The organism is Halioglobus sp. Uisw_031 (genome assembly GCF_047729875.1).
Classification (GTDB): Bacteria; Pseudomonadota; Gammaproteobacteria; order Pseudomonadales; family Halieaceae; genus Marimicrobium.
The window spans coordinates 3,241,719-3,256,537 of record NZ_CP159826.1 but is presented as its reverse complement, the minus strand read 5'-3'; the positions used below and the strand labels follow the sequence as shown (position 1 = coordinate 3,256,537).

Annotated in this window: 13 protein-coding genes; 8 read left to right on the top strand and 5 right to left on the bottom strand. The window is 54.2% G+C overall.

Annotated features, from left to right (window positions below; translation table 11 throughout):
• Positions 1-3: 3 nt before the first annotated feature.
• Together ABXT62_RS14730 and ABXT62_RS14725 are read right to left on the bottom strand one after the other, a co-directional pair.
• The gene (locus ABXT62_RS14730; protein WP_415356034.1) at positions 4-1,284 is read right to left on the bottom strand and encodes a peptidylprolyl isomerase; all 1,281 of its coding nucleotides are present in this window, start codon (positions 1,282-1,284) and stop codon (positions 4-6) included.
• Entirely contained in the window at positions 1,274-3,670 is a 2,397-nt protein-coding gene (locus ABXT62_RS14725) for an LPS-assembly protein LptD (RefSeq protein WP_415356033.1), read from the bottom strand. The genes ABXT62_RS14730 and ABXT62_RS14725 overlap by 11 nt, the downstream gene beginning before the upstream one ends.
• Positions 3,671-3,819: 149 nt before the next feature.
• Here ABXT62_RS14725 and ABXT62_RS14720 point away from each other — a divergent pair, with 149 nt between their 5' ends.
• The 8 genes from ABXT62_RS14720 to ABXT62_RS14685 all read left to right on the top strand — a co-directional run bounded on the left by ABXT62_RS14720 (position 3,820) and on the right by ABXT62_RS14685 (position 11,190).
• The gene (locus ABXT62_RS14720) at positions 3,820-4,860 is read left to right on the top strand and encodes an aminoglycoside phosphotransferase family protein (protein WP_415356032.1); all 1,041 of its coding nucleotides are present in this window, start codon (positions 3,820-3,822) and stop codon (positions 4,858-4,860) included.
• 5 nt (positions 4,861-4,865) lie between these two features.
• Complete coding sequence (gene murU, locus ABXT62_RS14715; RefSeq protein ID WP_415356031.1) at positions 4,866-5,540, top strand: N-acetylmuramate alpha-1-phosphate uridylyltransferase MurU; 675 nt, start codon at positions 4,866-4,868, stop codon at positions 5,538-5,540.
• Positions 5,541-5,641: 101 nt separating this feature from the next.
• Complete coding sequence (gene rpe / locus ABXT62_RS14710) at positions 5,642-6,316, top strand: ribulose-phosphate 3-epimerase (RefSeq protein WP_415356030.1); 675 nt, start codon at positions 5,642-5,644, stop codon at positions 6,314-6,316.
• A 356-nt stretch (positions 6,317-6,672) separates the two neighbouring features.
• Complete coding sequence (trpE, locus tag ABXT62_RS14705; RefSeq protein WP_415356029.1) at positions 6,673-8,175, top strand: anthranilate synthase component I; 1,503 nt, start codon at positions 6,673-6,675, stop codon at positions 8,173-8,175.
• Complete coding sequence (locus ABXT62_RS14700) at positions 8,159-8,737, top strand: anthranilate synthase component II (protein WP_415356028.1); 579 nt, start codon at positions 8,159-8,161, stop codon at positions 8,735-8,737. The genes trpE and ABXT62_RS14700 overlap by 17 nt, the downstream gene beginning before the upstream one ends.
• 11 nt (positions 8,738-8,748) lie before the next feature.
• Positions 8,749-9,789 carry an anthranilate phosphoribosyltransferase gene (gene trpD, locus ABXT62_RS14695; protein ID WP_415356027.1) on the top strand — a complete coding sequence of 347 codons (1,041 nt, stop codon included), beginning with the start codon at positions 8,749-8,751 and terminating at the stop codon, positions 9,787-9,789.
• A gap of 4 nt (positions 9,790-9,793) precedes the next feature.
• Positions 9,794-10,594 (top strand): indole-3-glycerol phosphate synthase TrpC, encoded by an 801-nt coding sequence (trpC, locus tag ABXT62_RS14690; protein ID WP_415356026.1) that lies wholly within the window; start codon positions 9,794-9,796, stop codon positions 10,592-10,594.
• Positions 10,595-10,758: 164 nt separating this feature from the next.
• Entirely contained in the window at positions 10,759-11,190 is a 432-nt protein-coding gene (locus ABXT62_RS14685; protein ID WP_415356025.1) for an OsmC family protein, read from the top strand.
• 83 nt (positions 11,191-11,273) lie between these two features.
• Here ABXT62_RS14685 and coq7 read toward each other — a convergent pair whose 3' ends face one another.
• From coq7 to purH, 3 genes are read right to left on the bottom strand one after another with little or no spacing between them, the layout of a single operon-like run.
• Positions 11,274-11,918 (bottom strand): 2-polyprenyl-3-methyl-6-methoxy-1,4-benzoquinone monooxygenase, encoded by a 645-nt coding sequence (coq7, locus tag ABXT62_RS14680; protein WP_415356024.1) that lies wholly within the window; start codon positions 11,916-11,918, stop codon positions 11,274-11,276.
• A gap of 26 nt (positions 11,919-11,944) precedes the next feature.
• Entirely contained in the window at positions 11,945-13,231 is a 1,287-nt protein-coding gene (gene purD, locus ABXT62_RS14675; RefSeq protein WP_415356023.1) for a phosphoribosylamine--glycine ligase, read from the bottom strand.
• A gap of 9 nt (positions 13,232-13,240) precedes the next feature.
• On the bottom strand, positions 13,241-14,809 hold the full coding sequence (purH, locus tag ABXT62_RS14670) for a bifunctional phosphoribosylaminoimidazolecarboxamide formyltransferase/IMP cyclohydrolase (protein WP_415356022.1): 1,569 nt from the start codon (positions 14,807-14,809) through the stop codon (positions 13,241-13,243).
• Positions 14,810-14,819 lie beyond the last annotated feature (10 nt).

Here is a 14,819-nt window from a genome sequence, read left to right as displayed (position 1 = left end):
GACCTACTTTACGTCGACAAAAGCTTCATCGCGAATTTGTTGCAGCCACGCGTCGAGCTCTTCTTCATATTTACGCTGGTGTACGTAGTCCATGGCTTTGGCGCGAGAGGCCTGATCGGTAACGTCCTGCTGCCTGCGTGCTTCTACCGCCACGATATGCCAGCCGAATTGTGTGCGCACCGGTTTGGATATCTGCCCTGGGGCCGCACCGGCCATGGCGGCCTCGAATTCTGGTACCGTTTGACCGGGGTTAGTCCAGCCCAATTCGCCGCCTTCTTGGGCGGAGCCAATATCATCGGAGTACTCTCTGGCCAGCTCTGAGAAGTCTTCTCCTGCGAGGGCGCGTGCTCTGAGTTGGGCCACTAACTCACCCGCTTGTTCATCTGTCAGTATCTCTGAAGGCTTTATCAGGATATGTCGGGCCTTGGTCTGGGTCACGACCTGCTCTCCACCGCGCACCGCCTCTAAGTAGACCAAATGGAATCCACTGTCTGAGAGAATCGGGTCGGCTGTTTCACCGGGCGTCAATTGCGGAACGATAGTACTGAAAATGGATGGCAGGTCATCCAGTTTGCGCCATCCGAGATCCCCGCCGGTGAGGGGGTAAGGCAGATTGCTGGCGCTAATGGCCTGCTTAAAGGGCTCACCACCGCGAATGCGCTGCATCGCTTGGTCCACCTGTGTGCGGGCTGCTGCAATTTCACGCTCACTGGGGTCAGGCTTTAATGCGAGTAGTGCATGGAGCACGTGGTACTGTGGCTGCGTCAGGGATTGACCTTCCTTCGTCCCCATGAAGTTGCCCACTTCCTGATCTGTGATCTGGATGCGTTGATTGACGTTTCCACCCTGCACACGTTGAATGATCATTTCTCGTCGAATCTGCTCCCGCATGGCGTTGTAAGACTGGTTGCGCTGCTCGAGGGCCTGTTGGAACTGCTCGAGAGTCATATTATTTTGGGCCGCAATACGGCTTACAGCCTGATTAAGCTGCTCGTCGGGGATACGGACGCCGGCACGACTGCCTTTTTGTAACTGGATGCTTTCGAGAATCAGGCGATCCAGGGTTTCCTGAATCAGTTCATTTTCCGGTGGTGGTTCGATACCTCTGGCCTCGAGATTATTGGTCACAGCGGCGAGTCTCTCACGCAACTCACTGGCCATGATAATGTCGTCATCGACGATCGCTACCACCTGATCTATGACTTCAGTGGCAGCCTGCACCATGGCCCCAGTGAGGACAGCGTAGGTTATGCCTACAAATAACAGTAGTGTCTTAGTATTCACGTTCGTCAAAACCTCTAATCATGGTTTGCATAATATTGGTTATTCTATTCCCGAAGCCACCCATGCCCTTCAGCAGGAATTGAAACTGTACCGTACTTTCGCGTTCCAAGTTGGGATTGCTAAAGTCAGTTTGGGCTCCCGAGTCATTGTTGTAGTAGCGCAATTGCAGCAGGCGCACCGTCCAGCAGCAGCTATCATATTCGACACCGAACATATCTTCCACGCTGATATCGTCTTCCAAGGAGTAGCTCATGGACGCGAATACGCTCCAGTTGTTATCCAAAGGCAGGTAACTGGAGACGCTGACCTCATTCGTTAGCTGCTGGTTAATAAATGCAGGGCTAAGACGGCGATAAGAATAGCCAATATTGAAAATACTGCCGTTATCCGGTTTGTAGCTCCCTTCAAAAAACCCTGAGTTCAAATTATCTTCCTCGGGGTCCCAGACTAGGCTTGTGCGCAGGCCTAGCTGTTCCGTAGGCCTGGCCACCAGTTCCCCGGCAATTTCCGACATCGATTCCTCCCGGGGGACGGCATTTAAGCCTCGTCGCACCTCTCGGTCGTCGAAATAATAAATCTGACCGACGCTGGCTGTGAGTAAATTGCGACCGGACTCATCGTCAATCAACCGGCTGGTCAGGCCCACGGAGACTTGGTTGGCATCATCCAGCCGGTCATGTCCGGCAAAGCGTGTTTCTCGAAATAGTTGGTAGTAGGTGAAGGTCAACTCAGCCGTGTCGAAAATTGGCTGGTCTGTCTGGTCCTCGTACTCGCTGTAGAGGTAGTAAATACGGGGTTCTAGTGTCTGCAAAAGACTTCTACCAGCAAAACGGGTCTGGCGGTCGAAAATCAAGCCGGCATCTAGGTTGGCCAACGGTGCGCCGGCCGATGGGCTGTTGTCTTTAAATAACGTCGCGTCGCTCAACTCGTAGTTCACTTGCCGGTATTTTAGTGTTGGCTTGAGATGTCCAAAGGACCACAACATGGGATAGCTAAGTCCTGCCTCGCCATAGAAACGTTGACCCGTCACAACATCGCGCTGGGCGTCGAAATTCGAGTACTGCGCGAGGAGTATGGGTTCCACCGTAAAAGGTGTGCCGCGGCCGCGGTAGACGCTGGTGAGCTGCGGCATCTCTTCATAGCCCTTATTGATATCGTCTGCCAGTGACTGGAACTGTTGGGTCCGCAGGCTCGTCAACCAGCTGTCGCCCAGATAATCCAGAGAGGCCATCTGCAGCAGGCTGGTTCTGCGTTGGGCGTCGATGCTGCTCGTTTCTAGGTCTTTCATATAATCGACATCGCTGGCTTTGCTGTAATCCACCCTCGACCGCCAGCGTTGCTGAAACAGACCGTTTTGCTTTACCACGCCGAGCCAGCGGTCACTGCTGCCCTGCGCCGATGTCTGGTCACTGTATTTTTTATCTTTCTCTATATAGGCTCCTGCGACCAACCATTGACCGAAGAGGGGGTTCAGGTAGCGTAACTGTAGCTCGTTATTCAAGCCACGCTCTTCGATATAGCGGGGTGCGTAAAGTGCATCGTAGTTGGGAGCTAGGTTAATATAGAGGGGCGCACTGATATCCAGTCCCCCGCTGCTGTCATTGCCAAAATCCGGCCACAAAACGCCTGTGCGGCGTCGATCATCAAGGGGTAGTCGCAGCCAGGGGCTGTAAAAAACGGGCACCCCCTCCACCTCGACCTTGGCGTGGTGGAGCGTGGCCAAACCCTCCTCAAGATTAAACTCCATGTCTTTTGCAAGCACGACCCAGTCATTTTCGCCTGGTGGGCAATACGTCAGAGTGCCGTTATGGACGTGGATCAACCCGTCAAAGTCGCGCTCAAGGATATCAGCGGTGCCGCGCATATGCTCACGATGGAACACGAATTGGCTGTTATGCACGACAGCTTCACCTGTTTTGGAATAGACTTCGGCACTATCACCTAACAGCAATAGATTGGGTTCGCGAAGGGTGATGTTGCCTGTGAGGATAGAGGACTCATCTGTGCGATTAATTAACACCTCATCGCTGCGCATATGACGATAGCCTTGCACTGCGTTCGCTTCACCGGTCATTATGATCTCATTGCCCTGCATCTGTGTGCTATTGGCAAGGGCGCGGATATTTTCTTTTTCTAATGGCGCACTGGTGTTTTCCTGTGCCAGCGGGTCTACATAAGCCCCCTTGCAATTTAAACACTGGCGATCCTGTAAAGATTCTGGCACAGCTTCCAAAGGTACCCAGTCCAGCGCAAAGGGCGGAGTCTCGGTGGTGGACTCTGCAGTCACAGAACAGCGCTCTGAGTTTGCATTTTCATTGGCGGCACAGTCCCCCATATTGTTATCCTGTGCCGGGGCCGCATGTGATAGGCCAAGGCCTAGCGCCATAACTGCCAACCACGTAGTTGCAAAAGCGAGAGAACGATAGAGGTTAGTGCAGACAGGCGTCATCAAGGTCAGAGTATATTTTGGGGATAAGTAAGAGTCTAAAGCATCCCCTGCGCGTTGTCCGTCAAATTTTTAAGCAGGAGAGAATTGTGTCATCGCGCCATGTACCTAAAGCACTTTTACCGTGGGCCATGTCTGTTTTGGGACTGTCTGATGGCGACCTAGTGCCGCATCTGGCCGTGGTGGCCGGGGATGCCAGTAATCGGCGTTATTTTCGTTTTGAAGTCGCATCACAGACCTATGTGCTGGTGGAGTCTCCCCCTTCCACCGAGAAGAACGAAGCATTTTTGCGCGTGGACGCTTTGTTGGATATTGCCGGAGTCAAAGTTCCCGCTGTTCTAGGCGCAGACTTGGACCGTGGGTTTCTGTTGCTGGAAGACCTTGGCGATCAGCTGTTATGGCCTGCACTGAACACCGTTTCGGTAGATAACTACTACACTCTAGCTTTCGACGTGTTGTCTAAAATGGCCGCAGTAAAGACTAGGGGTACTGGCCTCGATCCATACGACCGCTCTCTACTAGGTGAAGAGCTGGGCCGTTTTCAGCAATGGTTTGTACAGGGGCTACTGGGATATAGCCCGAATCCCTCGGAGCAGGCCCTCTTGGACACAGTGTTTGAGCGGTTGATCAGCAGTGCGTTAGAGCAACCAACCGTGCTGGTCCACCGAGATTTTCACAGTCGTAATCTGATGCTGGCTGGTGCGGAGGGTTTGGCAGTGATCGATTTTCAGGATGCAGTTGTGGGGCCTGTTACTTATGATCTCGTATCGCTGTTGCGCGATTGTTATATCCAATGGCCGGTGGAGCGAGTGCAGGCTTGGGTACGCAGCTATCGTAATCGTTTGTGTTCACAGGGACTATTAGCGGATGCGGACGAAGCGCTATTCCTGCGCTGGTTCGATTGGATGGGACTACAACGACATATCAAAGTATTGGGCACCTTTTCGCGTCTTTACCTTCGCGATGGAAAGTCCGTCTATCTTGATGACCTGCCGCTGGTGATTCAATACGTGCTCCAAATAGCGGATCAGTATGCCGAGCAAGAGCCCGTTTTCGCCGACTTCAGCGCTTTTTTCTCGCAGCGCCTTGCACCTCTGATTATGACGCAGGACTGGGGTAAAATACGGTGAGGGCTATGATATTGGCAGCAGGTGTTGGCGAACGGATGCGGCCGTTGACGGAGCACACCCCCAAGCCACTGTTGCGCGTGGCTGATACCCCCCTGATCGAGCACCATATCCGGCGGTTGGCGGCGGCGGGTTTCAGTGAGATCGTGATCAATGTTGCCCACCTTGGCGAGCAAATAATGGACTACTGCATGGATGGCAGCCTGTGGGGCGTCACTATTGTCTACTCGCCAGAGGGGTCACCATTGGAAACAGCGGGCGGTATTGTCAACGCGCTGCCGCTGCTGGGAGATAAGCCTTTCTTGGTCGTAAACGGTGATATATGGATCGACTATCCGTTTGAAAAGCTTGCGGCGTATTGCCTGCGGGCCGATGAGGTGGCTCACCTGGTTATGGTAAAAAACCCCCCGCAACATACCTTTGGTGATTTCCAGCTAGACGATGAGGGCTGGGTCAGGTCGCTAGAATCGGGCGCGTATGGTTGGACCTATGCGGGGCTGGGCATTTATACGACGGCATTTTTTGCCGCAATGCCAGAGGGCAAAATGCCTCTTCGACCTTTACTGGATGCGGCAATAAGGAGGGGGCAATTGGGTGGCGAGCGATATAGGGGACAGTGGCAGGATGTGGGTACTCCTGATCGTTTGCAGGAACTGAATAACATTGTGAAAGGGCTCATCTAGGCCGAGTGCTGTATCTGCCTGGCATAACGCTGCTGATATCCCTTCGTATCGTCATCATTTAGTCGTTAGAATGGGCGCCTGAATATAGACTGGAGACCAAAATGGCCGATTACAAGATAGCCCCCTCTATTCTCTCTGCTGATTTCGCCCGTCTAGGAGAAGAGGTCGACGCGGTGCTCGATGCAGGAGCCGATATTGTGCACTTCGATGTCATGGATAATCACTATGTGCCGAATCTCACGATCGGGCCGATGGTTTGTACCGCCCTACGCAAGTATGGCATCACCGCCGATATCGATGTGCATTTGATGGTGAGCCCGGTTGATCAGTTGATTCGGGATTTTGCCGAGGCGGGCGCCAGCTATATCACCTTTCACCCGGATGCATCGACGCATGTTGATCGTTCGCTGCAGCTTGTCCGTGATGCAGGCTGCAAGTCAGGGCTGGTCTTCAACCCACATCTGGGTCTGGATGTTCTGCGCTATGTGTTGGACAAAGTTGATATGGTGCTGCTGATGTCAGTCAATCCAGGCTTTGGCGGTCAATCGTTTATCCCTTCGACGCTGTGCAAGCTGCGTGAAGCGCGCGATATGATTGATGCTTCAGGCTTTGATATTCGTCTGGAGGTTGACGGTGGCGTTACACCGAAGAACATCGCTGAAATTGCGGCAGCAGGGGCTGATACGTTTGTGGCTGGCTCTGCGATTTTTAGTCAGCCTGACTATGCAAGCGTCATTGAGCAGATGCGGGCGGAGTTGCGCAAGGTCTCTGGTTAGTCTGCAGGTGTTTGCGCATCACATTGGGGGCTTGTGTGAATGCGTTCTCTTGTTGAGTGAGCAGGACCCAAGGGCACTAGCGCATCCGGCAGTGCCCTGCCACAGTGCGTTACACTACCTAAGCCCGCCAAAGCTCGCTAAAATGAAACTTTCTTCACAGAATTGACGCAGTCAACCCGTTTGCCAACCGCAAACCTATAGGTACAATAGGCTTCGTACTTTCTTGGAGAGCGCTGTGAAAACGGCAACGCGGAAAAGTATCGGCTTGCTGTCGATGCGTGAGGTCACCTGCTGGCGATGGTAGCCAAGGTTTCTTGACGACCTGATTACGCACCTTTATTCTCCGAGGACACCCCATGAAACAGCAAGACTTTGCTGCGCTTGCAGCTCAAGATTACAATCGAATCCCTGTCAGCCGTGAAGCGCTGGCCGATCTTGAAACGCCACTCAGTGCCTACCGTAAACTTGCGGAAGGGCCTTACTCTTATTTCTTTGAGTCTGTGCAGGGCGGCGAAAAGTGGGGCCGTTATTCCATTATAGGGCTACCGTGTCGAACGCTACTGAAGGTCTTTGGCTATCGCGTTGAGATCTGGGTGGATGGCGTCCTTAGCGAAACAGAAGAAGTGACGGATCCCTTGGCTTTTGCGGAGGCCTTCCAGCAGCGTTATCGCACTGCTCCACGTATGGACCTTCCTGTTTTCCATGGCGGATTAGTGGGATATTTTGGCTACGATACAGTGCGCTATGTTGAGCCGCGCCTGAAGGCCGGAATGCCACCGGACCGCTTGGGGACGCCCGACATTTTGCTGATGGTGTCTGAGGAGGTGCTGGTGTTCGATAATCTCGCTGGCACGATTCGTCTGATAGTCAATGCAGATCCCTCAGCTGATCATGCGCTGGAAAAGGCGCAGGAGCGTTTGTCAGCCTTGGTGGCGCGTTTGCGCGAGCCTATGCGGCCCTTGCCAGAGGTGGTGTTAGAGGCAGCAGATAGTTCGACGCTAGAGCAGCAGGCCGAATCTGACTTTACCCAGGCGACCTACGAAGCCAGTGTTGAGAAGGTCAAGGAATACGTGTTGGCCGGTGACGTCATGCAGGTGGTGCCCTCACAGCGGATGAGTATTCCTTTTAGCGCGCCGCCGTTGAACCTCTATCGGGCTCTGCGCAATCTCAACCCTTCGCCGTATATGTATTATCTGGACATGGAAGATTTCCACATTGTGGGTTCCTCTCCGGAAATTTTGGCCCGGCTGGAAAAAGGCGTGGTGACGGTGCGTCCTATTGCGGGGACGCGGCGGCGCGGCCTTACCGAGGATGAAGACGATTCTATGGAAACCGAGTTGTTGGCTGATCCGAAGGAGATCGCAGAGCATCTGATGCTGATCGATCTTGGGCGCAACGACGTGGGAAGAATCGCGGAGACCGGTTCTGTAGAGTTGACGGATAAAATGGTGGTGGAGCGCTACTCTCACGTTATGCATATCGTGTCGAACGTTCGCGCTACGCTGAAGTCCGGTAAGTCGGCCTTTGATGTGCTGCGCGCTACGCTTCCTGCGGGGACGCTGAGCGGGGCACCTAAAATTCGTGCCATGGAAATTATTGATGAACTGGAGCCGGTCAAGCGTGGGGTTTATGGCGGAGCGGTGGGTTATATTTCCTGGGCAGGAGATATGGATACCGCAATCGCTATTCGTACAGCCGTGATCAAGGATGGCAAATTGTATGTGCAGGCGGGTGGCGGTGTTGTTGCCGACTCCATTCCGGTAATGGAATGGAAGGAGACCCATGACAAGGCCCGTGCTATGTTTCGTGCAGCGTCCATGGTGCTAGCAGGGGAGAGTAACCATGCTGTTAATGATTGATAACTATGATTCGTTCACCTACAACGTGGTGCAGTATCTTGGCGAACTTGGCGCTGAGGTGCGAGTGGTCAGAAACGATGAGATTACGGTGGATGATATCGCCTTACTGGCACCCGAGAAAATTGTTATTTCTCCCGGGCCGTGCACGCCAAACGAAGCGGGTATCTCCATGGAAGTTGTTCGCCGCTATGCTGGGGTGGTGCCTTTGCTTGGTATCTGTCTAGGTCATCAAAGTATTGGGCAAGTCTTCGGAGGTAAAGTGGTGCGTGCACGCAGGGTGATGCACGGAAAAACGTCGCCGATATGCCATCGCGGTGATGGCGTATTTCGAGATCTCAGTCAACCGTTTGAGGCGACGCGCTACCACAGTCTGGTGGTGCAGCGGGAAAGCCTGCCAGATTGTCTGGAAATTACCGCGTGGACCGAGACTGAATCGGGTGAGGTCGACGAAATCATGGGGTTACGTCATCGGGAGTTGGCTGTTGAAGGTGTGCAGTTTCATCCGGAATCGATACTCACAGCGCACGGGCACGATTTGTTGCGCAATTTTCTGCAGCAGTAGAGGATTTAAGAATGAATATTCAACAGGCTTTGGCCAAAGTAGTGGAGGGCAATAACCTTCAGCGCGAGGAAATGCAGGCTGTGATGCGCCAGATAATGTCTGGAGACGCCACTGATGCCCAGGTCGGCGGACTGCTCGTTGCCTTGCGCATGAAAGGAGAGACAACCGAAGAGGTTGCTGGCGCGGCGCAGGTCATGCGTGATCTCGCTACACCGGTCATCGTGAGCGACCCCCATCTGGTCGACCTAGTGGGGACGGGTGGTGACGGCGCTAATTTATTCAACGTTTCAACGGGCGCAAGTTTTGTTGCCGCAGCGGCTGGAGCGAAAGTTGCCAAGCATGGCAATCGTTCAGTCTCCAGTACCAGTGGTAGCTCTGATGTGTTGGAAAAATTGGGGATGCCTCTGGATCTTGACCCCAATCAGGTAGCGCGAGTGATTACAGATGTTGGGGTGGGATTCATGTTTGCTCCGGCGCATCACTCCGCCATGCGTCATGCAATTGGTCCGCGTAAAGAGTTGGGCATACGCACCGTTTTTAATATTTTGGGGCCTTTGACCAACCCTGCCGGCGTGACGCGGCAGCTCATTGGTGTATTCGCTGCAGATTTATGTCAGCCCATGGCAGAAGTACTCAAATTGCTTGGGTCCGAACACGCAATGATTGTGCACTCGGATGATGGTCTGGACGAGATTTCAATTGCTGCGGGCACATCGGTAACGGAATTGTGTGATGGTAATATCGAGACTTACCACATTAGCCCGCAGGATTTTTCACTGCCACTGCAGAGTCTGGACGGCTTGTCTGTCAATAGTGCGGCGGCCTCTGCAAGCCTGATTCGTAGCGCTTTATCGGGTGCCAGTGACGAGGCCTCGAAAAAAGCTGGCGCTATGCTCGCCCTCAACGCCGGTGCGACAATTTATGTTAGCGGGATTGCCGCTACCTTGGCGGACGGTGTTGCGATGGCTGAAGACGCCTTGGCCAGTGGATTGGCGGCGGAAAAGCTCAAGCAGTTTGTTGATTTTACGCAATTGATGCGCGGGCATGGTTGAGGTGGTGGCGAAGAGTGCGCCCACTATTTTGCGTAAGATTCTGGCGCGTAAGGCGGAAGAGGTGGCCGAACGCAAATCCAAGCATTCCCTTGCTAGTCTGGAAGGACGTATTCAAGAGCAGACTGCGCTGCGTGGATTTTCTGCCGCGTTACAGCAACGGGTAGCCGCGGGTGGGCCCGCTGTTATCGCCGAAGTAAAGAAGGCCTCGCCCAGTAAAGGTGTGATTCGCGAGGATTTTAACCCCGTACAGATTGCCAACAGCTACCGTGAGGGCGGCGCCTGTTGTCTTTCGGTGCTGACTGACAGGGACTTTTTCCAAGGTAGCGAAACGTATCTCGAGCAGGCGCGATCTGCCTGCGATTTACCGGTATTGCGCAAGGACTTCACTGTGGATCCCTACCAGGTGGTAGAAGCCCGAGCCTTTGGTGCAGATGCGGTGTTGTTGATTGTGGCTGCGCTCGCGGATGAGCAAATGCGCGAATTGGCGCACGTTGCCGCTGAGATGGGGCTGGATGTGTTGGTAGAGGTACATGATCGCGCGGAGCTGGAGCGAGCCCTTGAGCTGGCAACACCACTGATTGGCATTAATAACCGCGATTTGCATAGCTTTGAAACATGTCTGGAAACAACCCTAGACCTGTTGCCGTATATTCCTGCTGATCGATTGGTGATTACCGAGAGCGGCATTCACACGGCTGTCGATGTGGCTCTGATGCGCGATGCTGGTGTGCAGTCTTTTCTGGTGGGAGAGGCGTTTATGCGGGCTGAAGAGCCTGGTCAGAAATTGCGCGAGTTGTTTTTCTGAGCGCTTTGGAATTACGGCAATTGTGTTTTGTGTCGGGCTAGGCATCGACGCTTTATTTTTAGGGTTTCGAACACACGCCCCACCGCTTCAATGACCGCGGGTCAGTAAAATTCACTTTGTTATGCTAAGATCCTGCGCGTTTTTAATATAGGAAGATGTGTTCAATGAAAGCGACAGTGAAGTGGGCGGACGGTGCTATGTTTGTGGGTGAGTCCGGCAGTGGACACACCGTTGTGATGGATGGGCCGGAAGACCTCGGCGGTCGCAATCTTGCAGCTCGTCCAATGGAAATGCTGCTTCTGGGGACCGGGGGCTGTTCGATCTATGATGTGTTGACCATGCTGAAGAAATCGCGTCAGCAGGTGCTGGACTGCCGCGTGGAGTTGGACGCGCAGCGGGCTGATGCCGTGCCCGCGGTCTTTACGCAGATCAATATGCATTTTGTCGTTACCGGGGTTGGGCTGAAAGAGAGTCACGTAAAGCGGGCGGTGGAGCTTTCTGCCGAGAAATATTGCTCTGCCTCTATCATGCTGGGTGCTGCTGGCGTGGAAATCACCCACAGTTATGAGATCGTGGAGTTTGCTCCGGCAATATAGGCTATATTCAGAACAAGCCTCAAAGAATGCCTACGTCGTTAACGAGTACCCTTATAGAATATTGGAGGCACGAAAAAAGCCCGTTAAATTCGGTAGCTTGTCCGGGTCATCAGCAGCGATAACGCACTCATGGCTTGTTTTATTGGTCGGGGGAAATTCATACCACCGGCTTCCAGCGCATTATCACCATGGCGTTGTTCATCCTCGAGCATCTGCTGCAGAATTAATGAGGATTTTCGATCCTCGTCGGGTAGTTGTTTGAGGTGGTCGCGCAGATGACTACAGACTTGCTCTTCCGTTGCAGCTACAAATCCTAGGCTCACCTTATCGCCGATTGCACCCGCGATTGCGCCGAGCGCAAAGGACATGCCGTACCACGCTGGATTCAGATAACTGGCGCGGCTATCCAGTTCTCGCAAGCGTTCTTCGCACCACACTAGATGGTCGACTTCTTCTAGCGCAGCCTGCTGCATTTCATCGCGTACCGTGGGCAATTTCGCGGTTAGTGCCTGCCCCTGATACAGTGCCTGAGCACAGACCTCTCCCGTGTGGTTAACCCGCATCAATCCCGCCACGTGTTTGCGCGCTGGCTCTGAAAGTTCTGATTCTAGGTGACCTTGCGAGGGTGATGGCCGACTGGCGTGATTGCCACGGCTGGTGATGGTTTTGATTACCGAGTCTGCTTCGCCGATGAGTTTGTCTAGTAAGGAAAGGCGTCGTTCTTGCATGGTAGATTTCTGTCTGGCTGTTTATGCTAGCTATTATAGCGCGCTATGGCGCGCCAACCAATGTCCGTGCGCAGGGTCATGCCGTCCCAGCTAATAGTTTCCGCCGCCGCATAGCAAGCGCGTTGTGCACTGGCAATATCGTCACCCAGTGCCGTGACGCATAGGACGCGACCGCCACGGGTAACAAACCCTTGTTCACTGTGTGCAGTGCCTGCGTGAAACACTTTAATATCATCACTGTGCACGGTATCGAGACCATTGATCAGGGCTCCTTGAGTATAGTCCGCTGGGTAGCCGCCGGCGGCGAGGACGACTCCTATGGCACACCGTTCATCCCACTGAGCGTCGGTTTTCTCCAGAGTGCCGTCCAGAGCGGCGTCACATAATTTCACTAGGTCCGATTGCAAGCGCATCATAATGGGCTGAGTTTCAGGGTCGCCAAAGCGGCAGTTGTATTCGATGACCCGGGGGTTACCATCGGCGTCAATCATTAGACCCGCATAGAGGAATCCTGTGTAGTCATTGCCTTCTGCAGCCATGCCTGCAACCGTGGGCAAAATCACCCGATCCATGATCCGCTGGTGTACCACTGCATCCACCACCGGGGCGGGCGAGTAGGCACCCATGCCGCCAGTATTGGGGCCTGTGTCGCCCTCGCCGATGCGTTTATGGTCCTGACTGGTGGCCATGGGTAGTACATGGCGGCCGTCAACAATGACAATAAAGCTGGCCTCTTCGCCGGGTAGGAATTCCTCGATCACCACGCGGCAGCCAGCCTCACCAAACGCGTTGCCAGAGAGCATGTCTGTGACCGCTTCCTCTGCCTGTGCCAGCGTCTCCGCGACAATGACCCCCTTGCCTGCTGCTAGCCCATCTGCCTTTACCACAATTGGGGCGCCCTGTTCTCGGAGGTAGGCGAGAGCCGGTTCCAGTTCTGTGAAGTTGCCATACGAGCCAGAAGGGATGTTGTGGCGTGCTAGGAAATCTTTGGTGAATGCCTTGGAGCCTTCCAGCTGGGCTGCGCCTTTGCTTGGACCGAAGCAGCGCAGGTTAAGTGCCTGGAAGTAGTCTACGATACCTTCAACTAAGGGTGTTTCGGGCCCTACGATAGTCAGACCAACATTGTTGCTCTCGGCGAAATCGGCGAGGGCGCTAAAGTCCATCGTGTCGATGGCGACGTTTTCAAGCCCCGCTTCCTTGCCGGTACCCGCATTGCCGGGAGCGACATAGACCGTCTCTACGCCCGCTGACTGAGCAGCTTTCCACGCGAGAGCGTGCTCACGACCACCGCTGCCTATGACGAGAATATTCATGCCAGTTCCCTAGTGTCTAAAGTGACGCATTCCGGTAAACACCATTGCCATACCGTGTTCATCGGCGGCGGCAATCACCTCATCGTCACGAATGGAGCCACCCGGTTGAATGATGGCAGCAATACCCGCCTGCCCGGCGTTGTCGATGCCATCACGGAAGGGGAAGAATGCGTCGGACGCCATGACTGAGCCTTGCACAGACAGTCCCGCATGCTCGGCCTTGATGGCCGCGATGCGCGCAGAGTTAATGCGGCTCATTTGCCCAGCGCCGACGCCAATGGTCTGGCCGTTCGCGGCATAGACAATGGCGTTGGATTTGACGAACTTCGCAACGATCCAAGCAAACATTAAGTCTTGTAACTGTTGCTCAGTCGGCTGACACTTACTGACGACGCTCAGATCATCCCGGGTAATCATTCCTAGGTCGCGATCCTGTACCAGCAGGCCACCATTGACGCGCTTATAGTCAAGAGCGGGTCCGGGTACAGACCATTCGCCACAAGAAAGCAGGCGCACGTTTTTCTTGTCCGCCACCAGTGCCGCCGCCTCTTCGCTGACACTGGGTGCAATGATAACTTCCACAAACTGCCGCTCCACGATGCTTGCCGCTGTCTTTGCGTCCAGCTCACGGTTGAAGGCGATGATGCCGCCAAAGGCTGATTCGGTGTCTGTCGCAAAGGCCAGGTCATAGGCTTCACTGAGACTTCCAGCGATCGCGACACCACAGGGGTTGGCATGTTTGACGATCACGCAGGCAGGCTGATGGAAGTTTTTGACGCACTCCAGCGCGGCGTCGGTATCCGCCACGTTGTTGTAGGACAGTTCTTTGCCCTGGATTTGGCGCGCGGTAGCAATGCCTGCTTCAGCGGGATTGGCCTCAACATAGAAGGCCGCCCGCTGGTGCGGGTTTTCGCCGTAGCGCATTTCCTGCACTTTGTGAAATTGGGCGTTGAAGGTGCGGGGGAATTTTGGCGAGCCGTCTGGCACCAGGGTGCCAAAGTGGTTGGCAATCGCACCATCGTAAGCGGCGGTGTGTTCATAGGCCTTGATCGCAAGATTAAAACGACTCTTCAGGCTGGTGCTGCCGCCATTGGACTGCATCTCGCTGAGGATTTCGCCGTAATCGGAGGCATTCACCACGATGCTGACAAACGGGTGGTTCTTGGCCGCTGCGCGCACCATGGTGGGCCCACCGATGTCGATATTTTCGATGGCGTCTTCGACGGTGCAGTCAGGGTTAGCAACCGTTGCAGAAAATGGGTAGAGGTTGACCACAACCATGTCAATAGGATCGATGCCATGCGCGGCCATCACGTCGTCATCCTGCCCCCGACGACCCAAAATGCCACCGTGTACTTTGGGGTGTAGAGTTTTGACCCGTCCATCCATCATTTCAGGGAAACCCGTGTAGTCTGCGACTTCAGTCACATCCAGCCCCAGTTCCCGGAGCAAGCGGTAGGTACCACCTGTTGATAGCAGCTCTACGCCAAGTGCGCGCAGGGCGCTGGCAAATTCTCCAATACCTGATTTGTCGGAAACGCTAATCAAGGCGCGTCTGACTTTGACGAGATCACTCATGTGTATACCG